Raw genomic sequence first — 18029 nt, 5'->3', positions numbered from 1 at the left:
ACGGTCGCCGAGAGCAGGGAGTGCCGATGTCGCGGGTCGCCGCCATCGACTGCGGAACCAATTCGATCCGGCTGCTGGTCGCCGACGTGACCGAGGCCTTCGACGGGCAGAAGGAGCTGCGCGACCTGCACCGCGAGATGCGGATCGTGCGGCTGGGCAAGGGCGTCGACGCGACCGGCCGGCTCGACCCGGAGGCGCTGGAGCGGACCCGGGTCGCGCTGGTGGACTACGCCGTCGCCGCCCGCCGCAAGGGAGCCGAGCGGATCCGGATGGTCGCGACGTCGGCGACCCGGGACGCGTCGAACCGCGAGGACTTCTTCGCGATGGTCCGCGACACCCTGGGCGTCGAGGCGGAGATCATCTCCGGCGACGAGGAGGCGCGCCTGTCGTTCGTCGGCGCCGTCGGCGACCTCGACCCCGACGACGGCCCGTTCGTGGTGACCGACGTCGGCGGCGGGTCCACCGAGGTCGTCGTGGGGGAGCTGCGCGACGGGGTCGCCGTGGTGACCGCGGCGAAGTCGGTCGACATGGGGTCGGTGCGGCTGACCGAGCGCTGCCTGCCCTCTGACCCGCCGTCGGACGCCGAGATCGACTCCGCGCGTGCGGTCGCCGCCGAGGTGCTGGCCGAGGCGTTCGCATCGGTGCCGCTCGAGACCGCGACGACCTGGGTCGGGGTGGCCGGGACGATCACCTCGCTGTCCGGGATCGCCCAGGAGCTGCCCGCCTACGACCGCGAGCAGGTGCACGGCTCGACGCTGACCCGCGAGGACCTGCACCGGGTCGCCGACCTGCTGATCCGGTCGTCGCGGGCGGAGCGGGAGAAGCACGGTTCGCTGCACCCGGGCCGCGTCGACGTCATCGGTGCCGGGGCGCTGGTCGTGCAGGCCCTGGCCGACGAGTTGCATGCGCGCGCCGGGATCGACCGGGTCGTCGTCTCCGAGCACGACATCCTCGACGGGATCGCGCGATCGATCGCATGAACCTGGCGGTCCTGGACCAGCGGATCTCCGAGTGCCGGGCCTGTCCGCGGCTGGTCGAGTGGCGCGAGCAGGTGGCCCGGGACAGGCGGGCCGCGTTCCGCGACGAGACCTACTGGGGACGCCCGGTGCCCGGCTTCGGCCCGCCCGACGCGCAGATGCTGATCGTCGGGCTGGCTCCCGCCGCGCACGGCGCCAACCGGACCGGGCGCATGTTCACCGGCGACCGCAGCGGCGACGTGCTCTACGCCGCGCTGCACGCCGTCGGACTGGCCTCGCAGCCGACCGCCTCCCACATCGGCGACGGCCTGGAGCTCCACGGGGTCCGGATCACCGCGCCCGTGCACTGCGCACCGCCGGCGAACAAGCCGACCCCGGCGGAGCGCGACGCCTGCCGGAACTGGCTGGAGCAGGAGCTCGACCTGCTCGCGCCGACGGTCCGCGGGGTCATGGTGCTCGGCGGCTTCGGGTGGCAGGCGCTGCTGCCGGTGCTCGCCGGGGCGGGGTGGACGGTCCCGCGGCCGGCCCCGAAGTTCGGGCACGGGGCGTCGGTGACGCTGGCCCCGGCCCGGCCCGACCGGGAGCCGCTGGAGCTGTTCGGCTGCTACCACGTGAGTCAGCAGAACACCTTCACCGGCCGGCTGACCCCGGCCATGGTCGAGCAGGTCCTGGCGGACACCGCGCGGGCCGCGGGATTGTCGCCGATCCGACGATGAACGTCGTCGCCGCCGCTGCCGCCGCCGAGATGCAGCTCAGCGGGGTTCCGGTACGGGGCGCCGCCCGCTGAGCTGCATCTCGGCGGGCGTCCCGGTCCCGGGGCTCAGCCGGTGGTGAAGCGGTGCAGGCGCATCGCGTCCTGCATGGCGGGGAGGTGTCCGGCCGCCGACAACAGCGGGCGCAGCCACACCCGCGGCTCACGCAGGGACACCTCGTCGTAGATCGAGATGTCGTCGCGCTCGGTCAGCGACGGGTGCCGGTGCGCGAACTCCGCGGGACTCCACGACCACCGGAACTCGGTACCGACGGCGCGGAACGTCGGCGTCCACCGCGAGGCACGCACCGTCCACGGGGCGACGGCGTCGAACGCCAGCGTCGCCGCGGGGGTTCCGGACACGACCCGGTCGACGGTGGCGTGCACGGCCTCGGCCGGGACGTACATGAACAGCCCCTCGGCGACGACGAGCGTCGGCAGCGTCGGGTCGACGGCGGGCCACCAGTCGTCGTCGGTGACGGAGCCGGAGACCTGCTCGATGCTGTCGGGGAGGTCGTAGAGCCGGCGTCGGACCTCCATCACCTCGGGCTGGTCGACGTCGACCCAGCGGCACGTCGAGGGCACCCCGACCCGCAACGGCCTGCTGTCCAGCCCGCAGCCCAGGTGCAGGACCTGCCCGGCGGGCTCGGCGGAGAGGAACTCCCGTGTCCAGCCGTCGAGGATCGCGGCGCGGCACACGATGGTCGAGACGTCGCCGGTGAACTGCCAGAGGCCGTGGACGTCGTGGTCGATGCGGTCCCAGACGGGCTCCGCCCACGGGTCGCCCAGGATCGGGCGGCGGGACCGGGCGTCCAGGCGTCGCATGTAGAGGGTCATCAGCAGGGTCGCCGCGGCGCCCCGGAGGTCGACCTTCTCGGTGCTCGGCATGAGTCCTTCCCGCCCTGGCTACGCTGTCGCGGCGCCCCCGTAGCCCAACGGCAGAGGCAGGCCCCTTAAAAGGGTCCCAGTGTCGGTTCGAGTCCGACCGGGGGCACCCCGAGTCCACTTCGAGACTACGCCTCTGAGCAGCCGTTACACCCGCCACGACCACGATGATGTTGTCCGGCGGGCACTGGTGCTGATCGGGGTTCACCGGGTGCCTGCGCTGAATAGGCGCTGAGAACTCAGGCACCGGAGTCGTCCCCGAGCGCCGCTGCGATCCGCTCCCGTGCCGCGTCCTCCTGGCCGACGATGCACTTCGCGTACATCTGATGCAGGACCCCGACGCTGTGTCCGGCCCACTCGGCGACCTGGGTCGACGGCACACCTGCGTTGAGCCACGTCAAGGCGCCGCCTCCGGCGGCGTGGGGGCCGGCCACGCCGGCCCCCGTCGCTCGCTCACTACACCCCCGGCCCGTTCGCGGCGCCGTGGTCCGGCTACGCGGCCCCCACCTCGCGGGGCAGCGACTGACCCCGGGGGCCGATCGACCGATGACTCCGCACGATCCGAGCGGTCGACCCTCACATGACCCCAGCACACAAGCCGGACCACAGCGGAACGCTCGTGATCGCCGGAGCGGTCTACGTCGACCCACGTCAACAGCGAGCGTTCGTCGATGCTCATAAGGACCTCATTCGTGCGGCCCGGGCCTTCCCGGGATGCCTGGACATCGCCGTCACGCCTGACCCCGTCGATGCCGCCCGGGTCTACCTCTTCGAGCTGTGGGAGTCAGACGAGCGACTGCAGGAATGGCGAGCGATGGCGCCTGTGCCGGCCGACGTGCCCCCCATCATTCGCGACGAGGTGCAACTGCACCTGATCTCATCGTCTGGGTCGCCGTTCTAGAACCAATGGGCTCCGCCCGGACCCGACACCGCTCGGAGATCAGGGAAGTGCGGCAGGGGCCGGTGATCTCCTCACGGCGCGCCGAGACGGCAACCAGGCCGGGGAGTGGGGTGCAAGGCGGGACCCCGTGCCCTGCACCCCACTCCCCGGCCTGGCAGGGGTGAACCCGCGCCGCGAGGAGATCACCAGCAGGCCGGGCATGTGGGGGAGAAGCCCCCGTCGGTGCCGCTCACGGACGATACGCGTACGCGGGCGGGTGGTCCGTGCTTAAGCTGCAGGTCAGGGCTGGTTTGGCAGCTCTCTGTAGAACCGATCCCTCGACAACGAGTTTTAGGGTGGCGTGACTCCACGATCGTCGGGCCGGATCACATGGGCTGATAGGTCTGGAGGACTTGGGCACCGGTAGCGCTGAGGTCATCATCGACAGCCTCGTTGAGGAAGGTGACACCATCGTCGCCCTGAACCGGGGTCGCTTCGTGCCGCACGGGGGGAGCGGGTGTCGTTCTCCTGCTGGTCGGGTTGATAGGTGGTGGTTTCACGTTCTCGGGTTCCGTCATGCCGACGGTGGGGCGCGCTCCGCGAGTGGCCTGTTTCGCCGTCGGCTCGGTTCTTCTACTCCTGGCGCTCGTCCTCGGTCTGGCCGACATCGGTTCGAAGATTCCCCGAGCACAACCTCGGCCGAGCGATCCCGTGCCTCCTCCGGAGCCGAGCGTGTCGGCCGCGCCCGCTCCGTTCGTCGCGACCGTTCTCGTCCCTGCCGGACACGGTGCTCTCATCTATTCGGATCCGTTGTCGACCGCGCCGACCGTAGGACAGGTCAACTCCGGTGTATCGATCAACCTCTTCTGCAGCGTGCAGGGCGAGTACGTCGTGAACTCACAGAACGTCGGAAGCACGCTCTGGTACCGCACGGAGACCGGGTACGTTCCGGACGTCAATCTGAACACCGGGACGAATCAGTCCGTCACCGAGGCGTGTCAGCGATTCCCGGAGGGGTAGTGCATTCCCGCTCGTGACCCTCGAGGCGGGACAGCGAGCCGGTCGGCCCCGACGGACCGACTGTCCGCGGCGCCGGCCGCAGGGGTGGTGCCTGCGGTGTCGCCACGGCTTCGCCGTCGATGATTCCCCGGCCCCGTGCCGGTCTCCCTCGTTGTCCAGGTCGGCCGACCCGTGGACAGCCGTCCGACAAGGAGAACCCGATGAGCGATCCCGTCGCCCCCCACGCCCTCGACCACACGTTCACCGCCACGCTCGAGAAGAGCGACGCACCGGGCGGGTGGGTCTACCTGCGCACCGACTGGTCGGCCGAGTTCTTCGGCACCCGCGGACCGGTCAAGGTCCGGGGCACGATCGACGGCCACCCGTTCCGGAGTTCCTTCATGGCGCTCGGCGACGGGACGCACAAGCTGCCCGTGACCGCTGCGGTGCGGACGACGATCGGCAAGCAGACCGGGGACACCGTCACCGTCCATCTCGACGAGCGCCTGGGCTGTCACTGACCTCCGTCCTCGCCACGCTCGGTGCGGTGGTCGCGGCGTTCGTGCTCGGCAGCGTCTCCCACGCCGTACCCGGGTCCCGGCCGACGGGCCTCCTCCCGGCCGGCGCCGGGCCCTGCCGCTCGGTGGGCGCGACCGTGGTCGTGGAGCTGGTCCGAGACCTCGTTCTCGGCGTCGTCCTCGGCGTGTTCGTCGCGATCGGCTACCGAGCGCCCGGCAGGGTCACGGGCTCCACCCTCATCCGGACGGATCGGCGTGGAAGTGCACGGCGAAGGCGACGACGTCGTCGTGGGTGTTCTCGGGCAGCGACTCCATCGCCGCGGTGACGACGGCCTCCGGTCCGTCGTCGCGGACACCGTCGAGGAGCGCGACCAGAGACCGGGTCGTCTCGTCGATGTCGGAACCGGGTCGCTCGACCAGTCCGTCGCTGTAGAGGAACAGCGTCGATCCCGGTTCCACGACCAGCTCGTGGTCGGTGCGCGTGAGCCCGTCGGTGATCGCGAAACCGAACAGGGCGTCGTGTTCGGCCAGGAGCTCGGTCCGGCCGTCGGGCCGCAGCAGGAGGGGAGCGGGGTGCCCCGCGTTGGTCCAGCGCACCACCCACGGGGCGCCCGGCGGGCGGTGCATGTGGGCCACCACCGCGGTGCCCGCGGCGCCCGGGCCGATCCCCCGGTTGGCGGCTTCGAAGGCGCCGAAGACCGCCGTCGGAGGCCCCGCCGAGTGGTCCCACGCCGCTTGGCGCAGCATCCACCGGACCTGCCCCATGAGCGTGACCGCCGGGAGGTCGTGCCCGATCACATCACCGACCGAGACGGCCACCGCCTGACCGTCCCGGTCGCGGGCACCGCGAAGCGCGATCGCGTCGTACCAGTCGCCCCCCACGTTCAGGCGCGAGTCCGCGGGCCGGTAGCGGGCGGCCATCGACAACCCGTCGATGGCGGGCAGGACGGTCAGCATGGCCGCCTGCAGCTCGCGGACGACCTGTTGCTGCCACTGCTCGACCAGGTCGCGGCGCCCGGCCTCGATACCGGCGTCGTACCGGGCCAGCCGCAGCCGGAGCTCGGCCGAACAGGAGCGGGCGATGTCGTGCAGCGTGGCGAGGTCGTCGTCGGACCAGTCGCGCGGTCGCCCGTCGATCGCGCACAGCGAGCCGAGGACCCTGCCCCGCTCGTCGGTCAGGGGGACACCCGCATAGGCGACGACGCCGAGATCCGGGATCGCGAGGCTGTCCCACACGAGCGGATGCGCGCGGGCGTCGCGGATCACCAACGGCTGCGCCGACGCGACGACGTGCTGGCAGAACGAATGCGTCAGCGGCGTCGCCCGCTCGGCGGCAGCAGGCTCCGGCAGGCCGACCATCCCCGGGAAGACCTGTCGGTCGACCTGCACCAGCGACACCAGCGCCGTCGGCACACCGAGCGCGCGGCGCACCCAGTCCGCGATGCGGTCCATCTCGGGGTCGGCCGCCGGACCGAGCCCGGTCCTGGCCAGCGCCAGCAGCCGCGCCCGGTCGCACACGGCCCGCTCGGCGTCCGGGTACCCGCCCGCCTGGGTCAGCCCGCCGACGACCGCCTCGCCCACAACCGCCTCCTGGCCCACGTGATCGGCCGGTCCACGACCCGGCGGACCGACCCCCGCCCGCGAGATCGGTGCGGGGCCCTCCGATGGCACAGCGTAGGGCGGCCGGGTCCGTCACGCGCACGGTCTCCCGCTCCAGCCGCGACGACCGGTCCGGCGTCGACGGGGTGAGCAGCTCGTCGAGGACGCGGTGCTGCTCGGCCGGTCCGGCCACGACGGTGTCCACGATGCGCTCCCTTGCGGGCGTCGGCCCGTGCCGGACCGCGCCCCGCCTCGACGACGAACCGGCCCCGGACGACGCCGGCCGGCAGCCGGACCCCGCGTCGACCGATGAGTTCCGCCGCCCCCTGCGGTCCACCGTCGTGACGCGGTCCGCGTGTTCTCCGAGGAGGCCCCATGCCCCGCACCCGGGTGCACAACCTGTTCATCTCGCTCGACGGCTACGCCGCCGGCGACCACGTGGCCCTCGACGCCCCGATCGGCGACGCCGGACGGCTCTTCGCCGGGTTCGACGGGCGGTTCATCCACGGGATCGGCGGGGTGGACGCCCCGGTCACCCTGGACCGCGCCCTGACCAGCACGTGGGCCCAGGGCGTCGGGGCCGAGATCATGGGGCGGCGCAAGTTCGGCCCGCAGACCGGCCCCTGGACCGACGACGGCTGGCAGGGCTGGTGGGACGACGAGCCCCCGTTCCACACCCCGGTGTTCGTCATGACCCACCACCCGCGGCCGCCGATCGAGTTCGCGAACGGGACGAGCTTCCACTTCGTCGACGGGTCGGCGCAGGAGGTGCTGACGGTCGCGCAGGAGGCCGCGGGCGACCTCGACGTGCGACTCGGTGGGGGACCCTCGACGATCCGGCAGTTCCTCGACGCCGACCTCGTCGACGTCATGCACGTGGTGATCCTGCCGATCGTGCTGGGGCGTGGGGTGTCCCCGTGGGAGGGACTGACCGGCGTCGAGGACCGGTTCACGGTCGAGTCGGTCGCCTCGCCGAGTGGGCGCATCCACCAGTTCTGGAACCGGAAGGTCTGACGCCCGTGGGTTTCCTCAGCTACTCCATGAGCATGTCCCTCGACGGCTTCGTCGAGGACCCCGCCGGCAGCATCGCCTTCGGCGACCCCGACGAGGAGGTGCACCGCCTGTCCAACGACCAGACCCGGGCGACGTCGGTGTTCCTGTTCGGCCGCAACCTCTACGACGTCATGGAGGACTTCTGGACCGCCCCCGAGCGGGCCGACGGCCACCCGGTGGAGGCGGAGTTCGCGCAGCTCTACACCGCGATCCCCCGGGTGGTGTTCTCCGACTCGCTGACCTCCGTCGCGCCCGGGTGCCGTCTCGTCCGCCGCGCCGACGCCCTGGAGGAGGTGGCCCGGCTGAAGGAGGAGACCGACGGCGAGCTGGCCGTGGGCGGGCCCGGGCTGGCCGCGTCGCTGGTGGACCTGATCGACGAGTTCCGCCCGCGGGTGGTGCCGGTCGTCCTCGGCGGCGGGAAGCGGTACCTGCCGCTCGGCGCGGACCTGCGGCTGCGGCTGGTGGAGCAGCGCGTGTTCGACGGCGGGACCGTGCACCTGCGTTACCAGCGGGTCCGCTGACCCGGAGCAGCGCGTGGTACGCCGACCTGCGCCGCCGTCGCCCCGGACCGCACATCGGGACCGTCGACGGCGCCGGGCACCTCGTGCCCGGCGGACGGCCGGAGGCGTTCGCCGAAGGACGCACCCGCCGGGGCGCCCGCGGCGCGTGGGCGTCAGGCGTCGCCGACCGAGGAGATGGCATAGCGCCGCACGTCCGCGCCCAGGATCCGGGCCGCGGTGTCCCCGTCCGGCCCGGAGCCGCGGAACGCGAGCAGCTCCTCCTCCGACGCCCAGCGCTCGAAGACGTTCACCCGCGCCGGGTCCAGGGTGTCCGCGGTCAGGGCGAAGTCCAGACAGCCCGGCGCCGAGCGCGCGAGCGCGACCGCCCGCGTCCCCTCGGCGACGAGGGCGTCCCGGTCGGCAGGGTCGGTGAGCAGGTGGCCCGCGACGATCAGCATGCAGGAGAGACCGCAGCTCGGCCCCGGACTCATCGGTCTCGCAGCGCGTCGTCCAGTGCGGTGGTCAGCGCGGCGACGCGGCTGCGCCCGGCCGCGGCGCGCGGGTAGCGGCACAGGACGTCGACCAGCTCCGGTGTCGCGCGCCGCCGGGCACGGTCGAGCTGCGCGTCGCCGCTGCGGGGCGCGTCGCCGTCGGCCAGCTCGACGGCGTGCGCGGCGTGGGCGGCCGCGCGCAGGATGTGCCCGACCTGGGCGGCCTTCGCCAGCGGGTGCAGGTAGGCGGACGCGGCGGCGTCGGCGGCGGCCAGCGCGGCGTGCCTGCCGGCCGGGGTGTGGGCGTCCTTCGCCGCCCGCGCCGCGTCGACGGCGGTCACCCGCTGCAGCCGCGACCGCTCGGCGCCGTCGGCGAAGGCCCACGCCGCGGCGAGCGCCGCGCGGGGGCGGCCGTCGCCGGGCACGTCGAACAGGGGGAGGGCCTCGGCGGCGCACTCCGCGGCGAACCGGGTCACGACCCGCAGGTCGGCCATGGTGAGGGTGACGTCCCCCGGTCCGATCCGTGCCATCGCCGCACCTTCCCGTACCGTGCGCACCTCCGCCAGGACGGGCTCGGGCCGACGACGGTGGAACCGGGCTGCGCATGACCGGCCGCCACCACGAGATCCACCTCGGCGACCCCGCCGGACGGCCCCGGAGAAGCTGCGCACGTCCTGCGCCGGCCCGTCACCGACGCGGTGATCACGGGCGCTCAGGCCGGGCGGTACCGGTAGCGCGCCAGGTAGAGGCAGTACCCGACGATCCCGGCGACCAGCAGCGCCAGCACCACCCAGAGCGGTCCGACCGGCAGCCGTGGCGGATCGGTGCGGGTGGCGTACACCGCCGTCACCGGGACCACGGTGAGCAGGAACAGGGTCGCGCCGAAGATCCGGCCCATGTCCTCGGCGAGCATGCGGCGCAGCCGCCCGATCCGCTGGGGCCGCATCCAGTAGTCGCGGTGCGGCACCGACACCCGCGCCAGCGAGCCGGTCGCGACGAGGCGGTAGAGCCCGGCGCCGATCCCGGCGACGAGCAGCCCGAACAGCGTGCCGAGCGTCAGGAACCAGGCGCGGCTGCCGAACGCGGTCGGCGCGCCCGTGGGGTCGAAGTGCAGCGGCACCCCGTCCTCGGGGAGCTCCCCGGCCGCCCACACCAGGGCGAACGCGTAGAACACCGAACCGGCGAGGAGCGGGAACCAGGGGCGCACCGCCCGGATCATTCCGGGTCGCCGGCCGGTCCGCGCGCCGTGGCGGGGGCGAGCCGGTCGAGCATCGCGGTCAGGGTCCGCCGGGCGCGGTCGACGGGGGCGCCGTGCAGCGCGACCTCCGCGCTGAGCCCCCCGGTCAGGGCGAGCAGGGCGTGCGCGTCGGTGTCGGGGTCGGCCGATCCGGCGTCGGCGACGACCCGGACGGCGAGGGCGCGGATCTCGTCGTCGCCGTCGGTGAGGATCGCCCGCGCGCGCTCGTCGACCTCGCGGGTGGCGAAGGCGGCGTGGATGCGCAGCGCGTCGCGGGTCCGCGGGTGCTCGCCGAGCAGCTCGTCGAGGATCGTCGCGAGGACGGTCCGGTCGCCGCCGCCCACAGCCCGGGCCCTGGCCTCGATGCGCTCCTCCATCTGCCGGTGCGACCGGTCCAGGGCGTGCAGCAGCAGTGCGTCCTTGCTGGCGAAGTAGTGCTGGACGCGGCCCATCGAGATGCCGGCCTCGGCTGCGACCGAGCGCAGCGAGACCGCCTCGGTGCCCGACCGTGCGACGAGCGCGAGCACGGCGTCGGCGATCTCGGAGCGTCGGGTGTCATGGTCGACGGAGCGGGGCACGACGCCACCGTAGCAATGCGGTCGCATTGACAACTCACGCCGCACCCTGTTGCAATGCGAGTGCATTGCAATCTGGGGAGGGTATGTGAAGACGGCACAGAACGTCGCCGGGTTCCTCGGGGTGGTCCTCGGCGTGATCCCGCTGCTGCAGTACCTGGTCACCGGCCGGATCGGCCTGTGGTCCTTCGTGGTCGGCGACGCGCCGCCGCTGCCGTGGGCCTACCCCGCGGTTCTGCTCGTGGTCACCGCGGTCGTGGTCGTGGTGGCCGACCGGCGGGAGAAGGCGGGCTGACCCGGTCAGTCCTGCCGCGGCGAGCCGTAGCGCAGCAGGTTGTTGTCCGGGTCGTGGTGCGCGCCCTCGCGCAGCCCGTAGGAGGTGTCGACCGGCGCCACCTCGCGGCCGCCGGGCACGGCGGACCAGCGGGTGTGGAGCGCGTCCGCGTCGTCGACGTGCAGGTAGGCGCAACCCGCGGTGCGGGCCGGGTCGTGGTCGGGCAGCACCGAGACGTGCAGCTCGACGCCGCCGAGGACGGCGAAGCCGTAACCGTCGTCGTAGCGCTCGACGGTGAACCCGAGCGCCCGGTAGTGGTCCAGCCACCGGTCGAGATCGGTGGTGGCGAAGACCGGGGCGACCGAGCGCAGCGTGGACACCGAGGCAGTCTGCCCGCATGCTCGCCGCCGTGACCAGACGCCACGACGAGCTGAACCGGGCACTCGTGCACGGGATGCGTCCGGTCGTCGTCGAGCTCGCCGAGCCCGACCCGGCCTGGCCCGCCGCCTTCGACGCGGCGGCGGCCCGGCTGCGTGCGGCGCTGGGGGAGCGGGCCCACCGGATCGAGCACATCGGATCCACCGCGGTGCCGGGGCTCGCGGCGAAGCCGGTGATCGACGTCGTCGTGGCGCTCGACGATCCCGACGACGAGGCGGCCTACCTGTCCGACCTGCTCGCCGACGGCTACGACCTGCGGGTCCGCGAGCCCGGGCACCGCTGCCTGCGCGGCGCCGTCGGGGACCTGCCGGTGAACCTGCACTGCTACGCACAGGGCAGCCCGGAGATCACCCGCTACCTGGTGTTCCGCGACCGGCTCCGCGCCCACGACGACGAGCGCGCGCGCTACGAGGCGCACAAGCGCGGCCTCGCCGGACGGGAGTGGGCCGACATGAACCTCTACGCCGACGCCAAGGGTCCGGTCGTCGAGGAGATCATCGGCCGGGCCGGCGGCCCGCCCCGGCCCTGACCCGCCGGATCAGCCGCCGGGACGCTCCGCCCGCTCGGCGAGCATCCGCTCGGTCGCCGCCCGGACCTCGTCGACACCGATCTCCTCGACGCCGTCGGCGGTCACCGTGATCAGGTTCGGGAAGATCGCCCGGGTGAGGTCGGGGCCCGCGGTGGCGGTGTCGTCGTCGGCGGCGTCCCACAGCGCGTTGACCGCGAGCGCGATCGCGCCGGCCCGGTCGACGCCCGGATCGTGCCGCTTCTTCAGCGACGCCTCGGCGAACTGCGAGCCGGACCCGATGCCGACGTAGCCGGACCGGGCGCGCTTGATGCTGCCGGTCGGGTCGTAGGTGACGATGCGGACCGGGTCGGGGTCGGTCGGGTCGTAGCCGACGAACAGCGGCAGCGCGACGAAGCCCTGCATCGCCGCGCCCAGGTTCTCCCGCACGATGCTCGACAGCCTGCGGACCTTGCCGTCCTGGCTGATCGGCGCGCCCTCGACCTTCTCGTACTGCTCCACCTCGGCCGCGAACATCTTCAGCATCTGCAGCGCGTGCCCGACCGACCCGGCGAACCCGGCGGCGGAGGTGTCGTCGATGCCGACGACCTTCACCAGGTCCTTCTGGGCGATGAGGTTGCCGGAGGTGGCGCGCCGGTCACCGGCGAGCAGCACGCCGTCGGCCCAGGTCAGGGCGATGATCGTGGTGCCGTGCGGGACGTCCAGGTCGGCGGGGACCCGCTGGGCGGGGTCGCGCGGGAGGTGCGAGGGCAGCAGCTCCGGGGCGTGGGCACGCAGCTGCTCGAGGAACGAGGGTCCGGTCATGAGGGGGAGCGGGCTCCTTCGCACTGCGGGGCGGGGACGGGACCGATCCTTCCCGTCCGCGGCGCCCCGGTCCACCCGCGGTGCAATGGCACACTCAGGGCGGTGAGCGCACGGAGCCGGGCCGAGTCCTTCTGCACACGCCACGGGCTGCGGGTGCCCGTCCTGGAGGCCCCGATGGCCGGGGCCTGCCCACCGGAGCTGGCGGCCGCGGTGGCCGCGGCGGGCGGCATGGGTGCCGCGGGCGTCGTGAACGACACCCCGGAGGCGATCGCCGACTGGGCCGCCCGCTTCCGCGCGCTCGCCGGGACCGCGCCGTTCCAGCTCAACCTGTGGATCCCCGACCCGCCCGCCGACGACGACGTGGGCCTGCAGACCGCCTACCTCGACACCCTGGGCGGCACACCCGCACCGGCCGGCGGCCCCGGACCGTCGTTCCCCGACCAGCTCGCCGCCGTCCTGGCCGCCCGGCCCGCGGTCGTCTCGACGATCATGGGCCTGTTCACGGCCGAGCAGGTCGCCGCGGTGCACGGTGCGGGCTGCGCCTGGTTCGCGACGGTCACGACCCGCGCCGAGGCCCTCGCGGCGGAGCGGGCGGGGGCGGACGCCGTCGTCGTGCAGGGCATGGAGGCCGGCGGGCACCGCGGGACCACCGACCCCGCCGACGCCGAGGCCGTCTCGGTCGGGCTGCTCGCGCTCGTCCCGTGGGTGGCCGACGCCGTCGGTGTCCCGGTGGTCGCCGCCGGCGCGATCGGCGACGGCCGGGCCCTGGCCGCCGCGCTCACCCTCGGCGCGAGCGCGGTGCAGGTGGGGACGGCGCTGCTGCGCAGCCCCGAGGCCGGGATCGACGACGGCTGGTCCGCCCGGCTCGACGGCCTCGACCCCACCGGCACGACGACCACCCGTGCCTACACCGGCCGGCTGGCCCGCGGCATCGCCACCGACTACGTCCGCGCCTGGACCGTGCCGGGCGCCCCGGCCCCGGCGCCCTATCCCCATCAGCGACGCCTGGTGGCCCGCTACCGCGCGGGCGAGCCGGGCGCGGTCGACCGGGTCAACCACTGGGCCGGGCAGGCCGCCGGACGTGCGACGACCGACCCGGCGGCCGAGGTCGTCGCCCGGCTGTGGCGCGAGGCGGACCCGCTGCTGCCGTGAGCCCGGCTCAGTCGCGGAAGGGGTCGACCATGTCGTCGAACTCGCCCTTCTTGGCGCCGTCGACGAACGCGGAGATCTCGGCCGGGGTGTAGACGAGCACCGGGCCCTCGGGGTCGCGGGCGTTGCGGACCGCGACCTGGCCGTCGTCCAGGACGGCGAACTCCACGTTCTGCTTGTCGGCGGTCCCGCCGGCCGGGCGGCGCCACGTCACGGGGCCGAGATCCGCTGCGCGCGTGCCGTTCGGGTGGGACATGGGGACCTCCGGATGTGTCCGCTGCGTCCGTTTGACTGCGGAGAGTGTCGAAAGACTGTGCAAGCGATCTTGCATCCGCACGTGTCATCCGTGACGATGGAACCACCGACACGCTGAGGGGGCCCGTGAATGCGCCGGTCGACGCACGGATCTGCCGTCGGGTGGATGTCGTCGTGACCGCCGGACGGACGAACGAGGCCGGCGGACCCGATGTCCTCACGGTGACGTCCGTTCTCGACGGTCGTGCACACAAGGTGACCGACGCGGAACTCTGCGCACCGCACTCGATGCGGACCGGCCGGTACGCGGCCCTGTGCGGCCACCTGGTGTCCCCGGCCCCGCTGATCGACGTCGCCGGGACCCCGTGCGGTCGCTGCGTGCAGCTGGACCCGACGCCACCGGCGGAGGAGACGTCGCGGCGCCCCGCCCGCCGGCGCGGCTGGGGCCTGCGCCGGGTCCTGCCGGCCTGAGTCGTCCGGTACCGGAGCGGGACCCGTCAGCGGGCGAGCCGCTCCGGGTCGGTCTGCTCGTGGCGGCGCAGCGGTCCCCGGGTGCGCCGCTCCAGGTAGCGGCGGCCCGAGCGGGTCAGCTTGCTGAGGGTGTTGGGGCCGCGGCGGCGCTCGACGGCGTCGCCGATCTTGCCCAGGAGCCAGGCCAGCAGCGGTGCACCGACCGCCAGGAGCAGCCATACGCGCAGGTGCCGGGAGAGCAGGGCCCACATGTCCGGACCGTCCTTTCACTGGGGCGACGGAGGTGTCGTCGCCGGAGGCGCCGACAGTAGTGCGGCCCGCCCGGGTGCGCCCGCTGCGAGGTGACGGCCCGTGACCGACCCGCCACGGGATCGTTGTACGACGCGAGGGTGGGTCCGGCTGCCCCCGGCCGGGCGCCCGCTTCTGCGAGGAGGTACGCCCGTGTTCGTTCCGGGTTCCGGCAGCGTGGTGGTCGTCGCCGTCGCGCTGCTCGTCGTCGTCGCCGCCCTGGTCAGTCCCGCGGGTCGCCGTGCCGCGGTGGCCGCGCTCGGCTCGGTCGGACGCTGGCCCGCGCTGATCCGCGCGGAGATGCGCGGTGACGCGCCGCTGTCCGACGGGCGTGCCGACACCGCCGACACCGCCGACGACCGTCGCTTCGACACCACGCCCGAGATGCCGGCGGTGCGTGCCGAACCGCTGCCGCCGACGTCGACGTTCCCGCAGGTGAGACACCCGGGGCGGTGATCATCGCCCGTTGTGGGAGACGGGGCTGACGCCGGAGGCCCCGGACGCGGTAAATTTTCTTTTACCAGCGGGAACCCCCGGCGCTCCCTCGGCGTTGCACACGTGTGAGGGCCTGCCAGAGGTGGGCCCCGCACACGTCCGTCGAGGAGGATCCAGGTGCGCTCCACGAGCAACCCGGCGTTCCGCAACCTGCCCACACAGCAGCAGGGCGGCTACGCCACGTTCGACCGCTCGGGTGGCGGCATGATGGGCGGGGGCGCCGCGATGGCCGGCTCCCAGTCGTCCTACGTCGACCCGACCCAGGCCACCCAGGACACGGGCCGGCCGATCACGGTCGACGACGTCGTCCAGAAGACCGCCATCAGCGGCGGACTCGCGCTCGTCGCGGGCTTCCTGACCGCCATGTCGGGGCTCTACATCCTGGCGCTGCCCGCGTTCGTCGTCGGGCTCGTCGTCTCCCTGATCGTCATCTTCAAGCAGAAGCCCAGCGCCCCGCTGACGCTGACCTACTCGATCGCGATGGGTGTCGCGCTCGGCGGCATCACCGGGCCGATCAACCAGCTCTACCCGGGCATCGCCTTCCAGGCGCTCATCGGCACCGCCGGTGTGTTCTTCGGGATGCTGGTCGTCTACAAGACCGGTGCCGTCCGGGTCACCCCGCGGTTCACCAAGTGGATGATGGGCGCGCTGATCGGCGTCGTCGTCCTCATGCTGGCGAACCTGGTCGCGAGCTTCTTCATGGAGGGTGGCTTCGGCCTCCGTGACGGCGGCCCGCTGGCCATCCTGTTCTCGGTCGTCGTGATCGGTGTGGCGGCGTTCAGCCTGCTGCTCGACTTCGACGCCGCGGACAACGCGGTCAAGGCCGGCGTCCCGGCGAAGTACTCCTGGTACATCGCGTTCGGTCTGATGACCACGCTGGTCTGGCTCTACATCGAGATCCTGCGCCTGCTGAGCTACCTGCGCCAGGACTGACCGGTCACCCACGACCCGGCCCGTGAGGGCCGGGTGCGGCCGGAATCGCCCCCTCCGGTCGCGCGCGCCGCGGACACCCCAGGTGTCCGCGGCGTCGTCGTGTCCGGGGGTGGCCCGGTGGGACCGGGAGTCGTAGCGTCGGTGTCGTGCCCGGGAACGACCCGGTCGTCACCGGGATCGCCATCCTCCTGGGGATCGCGTTCGGGCCCGCGGTGCTGGTGGGGCTGCTGGTGCGCCTGCCCCGCCTGGTGCGCTGGGTCGCCGCGCGGCACCGCCGCCCGGCTCCGCCGCGTCCGATCGGGCCGCCGCTGGAACGGCTCGTCGCCGACCTGCGCCGCCTCGACCGGCTGCGCCGCGGGCCGCAGCCGGCCACCCGGGTCCGGCGCCTGGCGCTGCTGGCCGCCTACGACGACGTCCTGCTCGACGTCTGCCGGGCCGTCGGCGTCGAGGACCCGCCGCTGCGCGCCCACGTCGAGGCGGGCGGGACCCAGGGCGCGCTCGACGCCGACCGGGAGCTCGCCCGGCTGCGGACCGAGGCCGAGGTCGAGGCGACCGGCGTGCGCATCGACCCGCCCGGCCACGCCGCCTGACCCCGTGACGCCGACGGGCCGGCCCGCGCGAGGCGGACCGGCCCGTTCGTGGGACGCCGTGGGGTCAGGCGAGGTTCTCGATCACCAGCGCCATGCCCTGGCCGCCGCCGACGCACATCGTCTCGAGCCCGTAGCGGCCGCCGGTGCTGCGCAGGCCGTTCATCAGGGTCGTCGTGATGCGGGCGCCGGTCATGCCGAACGGGTGGCCCAGCGCGATCGCGCCGCCGTGCACGTTCAGCTTGGCCTCGTCGATACCCAGGTCGCGGGCGCTGGGCAGCACCTGCGCGGCGAAGGCCTCGTTGATCTCGACCAGGTCGATGTCGTCGATGGTGAGCCCGGCGCGGCGCAGCGCCTGCTGGGAGGCCTCGACCGGGCCGTAGCCCATGATCTCCGGCGACAGCCCGGTGACACCGGTCGAGACGACCCGGGCCAGCGGCGTGACGCCGAGCTGCTCGGCCTTCGTGTCGGACATGATCACCAGGGCGGCGGCGCCGTCGTTGAGCGGGCACGCGTTGCCGGCGGTGATCCGGCCGTCCGGGCGGAAGACCGGCTTGAGCTGCGAGATCTTGTCGTAGGTGGTGCCGGGGCGGGGGCCGTCGTCGGTGTCGACGACCGTGCCGTCGGGCAGCGTCACCGGGGTGATCTCGCGCGCGAAGAAGCCGTCGGCGATGGCCTTCTCCGCACGGTTCTGCGACTGCACCGCGAAGCGGTCCATGTCCTCGCGGGACACGTCCTTGTACCGCGCCAGGTTCTCCGCGGTCTGCCCCATGGAGATGTAGGCGTCCGGCAGGAGGCTCTGGTCGCGCGGGTCGGTCCAGCTCTCGGCGCCCTTCTCCGCGGTCTCGGCGGTGCGGGCCTCGGCGTCGGCGAACAGCGGGTTGTGCGTGTCCGGCCAGGAGTCCGACGTGCCGCGGGAGAAGCGGGAGACGGTCTCGACGCCGGCGGAGACGAACACGTCGCCCTCGCCGGCCTTGATCGCGTGCAGCGCCATCCGGGTCGTCTGCAGCGACGACGAGCAGTACCGGGTGATGGTGGTGCCGGGCAGCGAGTCGTGGCCGAGCTGGATCGCGACGATCCGGGCCAGGTTGTTGCCCTGCTCCCCACCGGGCAGGCCGCAGCCGAGCATCAGGTCGTCGATCTCGGCCGGGTCCAGCTGCGGGACCTGGCCCAGGGCGGCGCGGACCATCTGCACGGTCAGGTCGTCCGGGCGCATCCCGGCCAGGGAGCCCTTGTTGGCGCGGCCGATCGGGGACCGGGCCGCGGCGACGATCACGGCTTCGGGCATGGGACGTCCTCCTCCATCGCAGGTACCTCTCGATCAGACCCTACTCGTCGGTAACC

The 18029-nt window shown here is 73.5% G+C and carries 26 protein-coding genes and 1 tRNA gene; 15 read left to right on the top strand and 12 right to left on the bottom strand.

What is annotated here, in order from left to right; all coding sequences use genetic code 11:
- Positions 1–26: 26 nt before the first annotated feature.
- Both ND486_RS20415 and ND486_RS20410 read left to right on the top strand, forming a co-directional pair.
- A complete protein-coding gene (locus ND486_RS20415) occupies positions 27–980 on the top strand; it encodes a Ppx/GppA phosphatase family protein (protein ID WP_251785847.1) in 954 nt (317 codons plus the stop codon).
- Positions 977–1693, top strand: a complete 717-nt coding sequence (locus ND486_RS20410; protein ID WP_251785846.1) for a uracil-DNA glycosylase — start codon at positions 977–979, stop codon at positions 1691–1693. The genes ND486_RS20415 and ND486_RS20410 overlap by 4 nt, the downstream gene beginning before the upstream one ends.
- 104 nt (positions 1694–1797) lie before the next feature.
- Here the strand turns inward: ND486_RS20410 and ND486_RS20405 are convergent, their stop codons facing one another.
- A complete protein-coding gene (locus ND486_RS20405; RefSeq protein WP_251785845.1) occupies positions 1798–2616 on the bottom strand; it encodes a class I SAM-dependent methyltransferase in 819 nt (272 codons plus the stop codon).
- Between the two features lie 33 nt (positions 2617–2649).
- Here ND486_RS20405 and ND486_RS20400 point away from each other — a divergent pair.
- Positions 2650–2722, top strand: a tRNA-Leu gene (locus ND486_RS20400).
- Between the two features lie 130 nt (positions 2723–2852).
- Here the strand turns inward: ND486_RS20400 and ND486_RS20395 are convergent.
- Entirely contained in the window at positions 2853–3014 is a 162-nt protein-coding gene (locus ND486_RS20395) for a hypothetical protein (protein ID WP_374231474.1), read from the bottom strand.
- 179 nt (positions 3015–3193) lie between these two features.
- Between ND486_RS20395 and ND486_RS20390 the strand changes: the two genes are divergently transcribed.
- The 3 genes from ND486_RS20390 to ND486_RS20380 all read left to right on the top strand — a co-directional run bounded on the left by ND486_RS20390 (position 3194) and on the right by ND486_RS20380 (position 5013).
- Positions 3194–3514 carry a putative quinol monooxygenase gene (locus ND486_RS20390; RefSeq protein WP_251785844.1) on the top strand — a complete coding sequence of 107 codons (321 nt, stop codon included), beginning with the start codon at positions 3194–3196 and terminating at the stop codon, positions 3512–3514.
- Positions 3515–4069: 555 nt separating this feature from the next.
- On the top strand, positions 4070–4513 hold the full coding sequence (locus ND486_RS20385; RefSeq protein WP_251785843.1) for a hypothetical protein: 444 nt from the start codon (positions 4070–4072) through the stop codon (positions 4511–4513).
- Positions 4514–4713: 200 nt separating this feature from the next.
- Positions 4714–5013: a DUF1905 domain-containing protein gene (locus ND486_RS20380; protein WP_251785842.1), complete on the top strand. Its 300-nt coding sequence runs from the start codon at positions 4714–4716 to the stop codon at positions 5011–5013.
- A gap of 234 nt (positions 5014–5247) precedes the next feature.
- Here ND486_RS20380 and ND486_RS20375 read toward each other — a convergent pair whose 3' ends face one another.
- Positions 5248–6591, bottom strand: coding sequence for a GAF domain-containing SpoIIE family protein phosphatase (locus ND486_RS20375; RefSeq protein ID WP_251785841.1), 1344 nt, complete (start codon positions 6589–6591; stop codon positions 5248–5250).
- Between the two features lie 393 nt (positions 6592–6984).
- On the opposite strand from ND486_RS20375, the gene ND486_RS20370 reads away from it, so the two are divergent.
- Together ND486_RS20370 and ND486_RS20365 are read left to right on the top strand one after the other, a co-directional pair.
- Positions 6985–7623 (top strand): dihydrofolate reductase family protein, encoded by a 639-nt coding sequence (locus ND486_RS20370; RefSeq protein WP_251785840.1) that lies wholly within the window; start codon positions 6985–6987, stop codon positions 7621–7623.
- A 5-nt stretch (positions 7624–7628) separates the two neighbouring features.
- Positions 7629–8183, top strand: a complete 555-nt coding sequence (locus tag ND486_RS20365) for a dihydrofolate reductase family protein (RefSeq protein ID WP_251785838.1) — start codon at positions 7629–7631, stop codon at positions 8181–8183.
- A gap of 152 nt (positions 8184–8335) precedes the next feature.
- On the opposite strand, the gene ND486_RS20360 is transcribed toward ND486_RS20365, so the two are convergent.
- The 4 genes from ND486_RS20360 to ND486_RS20345 all read right to left on the bottom strand — a co-directional run bounded on the left by ND486_RS20360 (position 8336) and on the right by ND486_RS20345 (position 10468).
- Positions 8336–8620: a putative quinol monooxygenase gene (locus ND486_RS20360; RefSeq protein ID WP_208818807.1), complete on the bottom strand. Its 285-nt coding sequence runs from the start codon at positions 8618–8620 to the stop codon at positions 8336–8338.
- Between the two features lie 29 nt (positions 8621–8649).
- Positions 8650–9183 (bottom strand): putative immunity protein, encoded by a 534-nt coding sequence (locus tag ND486_RS20355; RefSeq protein ID WP_251785836.1) that lies wholly within the window; start codon positions 9181–9183, stop codon positions 8650–8652.
- A 182-nt stretch (positions 9184–9365) separates the two neighbouring features.
- Positions 9366–9860 carry a hypothetical protein gene (locus ND486_RS20350; RefSeq protein ID WP_251785834.1) on the bottom strand — a complete coding sequence of 165 codons (495 nt, stop codon included), beginning with the start codon at positions 9858–9860 and terminating at the stop codon, positions 9366–9368.
- Positions 9861–9868: 8 nt separating this feature from the next.
- Positions 9869–10468 (bottom strand): TetR family transcriptional regulator, encoded by a 600-nt coding sequence (locus tag ND486_RS20345; protein ID WP_224403519.1) that lies wholly within the window; start codon positions 10466–10468, stop codon positions 9869–9871.
- Between the two features lie 85 nt (positions 10469–10553).
- Here ND486_RS20345 and ND486_RS20340 point away from each other — a divergent pair, with 85 nt between their 5' ends.
- Positions 10554–10760 (top strand): hypothetical protein, encoded by a 207-nt coding sequence (locus ND486_RS20340; RefSeq protein ID WP_208818810.1) that lies wholly within the window; start codon positions 10554–10556, stop codon positions 10758–10760.
- A gap of 5 nt (positions 10761–10765) precedes the next feature.
- On the opposite strand, the gene ND486_RS20335 is transcribed toward ND486_RS20340, so the two are convergent.
- Entirely contained in the window at positions 10766–11119 is a 354-nt protein-coding gene (locus ND486_RS20335) for a VOC family protein (protein WP_224403517.1), read from the bottom strand.
- Positions 11120–11148: 29 nt separating this feature from the next.
- On the opposite strand from ND486_RS20335, the gene ND486_RS20330 reads away from it, so the two are divergent.
- Positions 11149–11706 carry a GrpB family protein gene (locus ND486_RS20330; RefSeq protein WP_251785832.1) on the top strand — a complete coding sequence of 186 codons (558 nt, stop codon included), beginning with the start codon at positions 11149–11151 and terminating at the stop codon, positions 11704–11706.
- A gap of 9 nt (positions 11707–11715) precedes the next feature.
- Here ND486_RS20330 and prcB read toward each other — a convergent pair whose 3' ends face one another.
- Entirely contained in the window at positions 11716–12507 is a 792-nt protein-coding gene (gene prcB / locus ND486_RS20325) for a proteasome subunit beta (protein ID WP_251785829.1), read from the bottom strand.
- 102 nt (positions 12508–12609) lie between these two features.
- On the opposite strand from prcB, the gene ND486_RS20320 reads away from it, so the two are divergent.
- Positions 12610–13659, top strand: coding sequence for a nitronate monooxygenase (locus ND486_RS20320; protein WP_251785821.1), 1050 nt, complete (start codon positions 12610–12612; stop codon positions 13657–13659).
- 7 nt (positions 13660–13666) lie between these two features.
- Here ND486_RS20320 and ND486_RS20315 read toward each other — a convergent pair whose 3' ends face one another.
- A complete protein-coding gene (locus ND486_RS20315; protein WP_374231467.1) occupies positions 13667–13870 on the bottom strand; it encodes a DUF397 domain-containing protein in 204 nt (67 codons plus the stop codon).
- A 296-nt stretch (positions 13871–14166) separates the two neighbouring features.
- Here ND486_RS20315 and ND486_RS20310 point away from each other — a divergent pair, with 296 nt between their 5' ends.
- A complete protein-coding gene (locus tag ND486_RS20310; protein ID WP_251785817.1) occupies positions 14167–14382 on the top strand; it encodes a hypothetical protein in 216 nt (71 codons plus the stop codon).
- 26 nt (positions 14383–14408) lie between these two features.
- Here ND486_RS20310 and ND486_RS20305 read toward each other — a convergent pair whose 3' ends face one another.
- Positions 14409–14633 (bottom strand): hypothetical protein, encoded by a 225-nt coding sequence (locus tag ND486_RS20305; protein ID WP_062400338.1) that lies wholly within the window; start codon positions 14631–14633, stop codon positions 14409–14411.
- A 190-nt stretch (positions 14634–14823) separates the two neighbouring features.
- Between ND486_RS20305 and ND486_RS20300 the strand changes: the two genes are divergently transcribed.
- The 3 genes from ND486_RS20300 to ND486_RS20290 all read left to right on the top strand — a co-directional run bounded on the left by ND486_RS20300 (position 14824) and on the right by ND486_RS20290 (position 16688).
- On the top strand, positions 14824–15126 hold the full coding sequence (locus ND486_RS20300) for a hypothetical protein (RefSeq protein ID WP_251785815.1): 303 nt from the start codon (positions 14824–14826) through the stop codon (positions 15124–15126).
- A gap of 156 nt (positions 15127–15282) precedes the next feature.
- On the top strand, positions 15283–16098 hold the full coding sequence (locus ND486_RS20295; protein WP_224403511.1) for a Bax inhibitor-1/YccA family protein: 816 nt from the start codon (positions 15283–15285) through the stop codon (positions 16096–16098).
- A gap of 146 nt (positions 16099–16244) precedes the next feature.
- The gene (locus tag ND486_RS20290) at positions 16245–16688 is read left to right on the top strand and encodes a hypothetical protein (protein WP_251785813.1); all 444 of its coding nucleotides are present in this window, start codon (positions 16245–16247) and stop codon (positions 16686–16688) included.
- A 64-nt stretch (positions 16689–16752) separates the two neighbouring features.
- Here the strand turns inward: ND486_RS20290 and ND486_RS20285 are convergent, their stop codons facing one another.
- A complete protein-coding gene (locus ND486_RS20285) occupies positions 16753–17973 on the bottom strand; it encodes an acetyl-CoA C-acetyltransferase (protein WP_208818817.1) in 1221 nt (406 codons plus the stop codon).
- Positions 17974–18029 lie beyond the last annotated feature (56 nt).

The sequence above is a fragment of the Pseudonocardia sp. DR1-2 genome (assembly GCF_023717215.1).
In the GTDB taxonomy this organism is placed as follows: domain Bacteria; phylum Actinomycetota; class Actinomycetes; order Mycobacteriales; family Pseudonocardiaceae; genus Pseudonocardia; species Pseudonocardia alni.
The sequence above is the reverse complement of the archived record's forward strand: the minus strand, read 5'-3'. Positions and strand labels throughout refer to the sequence as shown.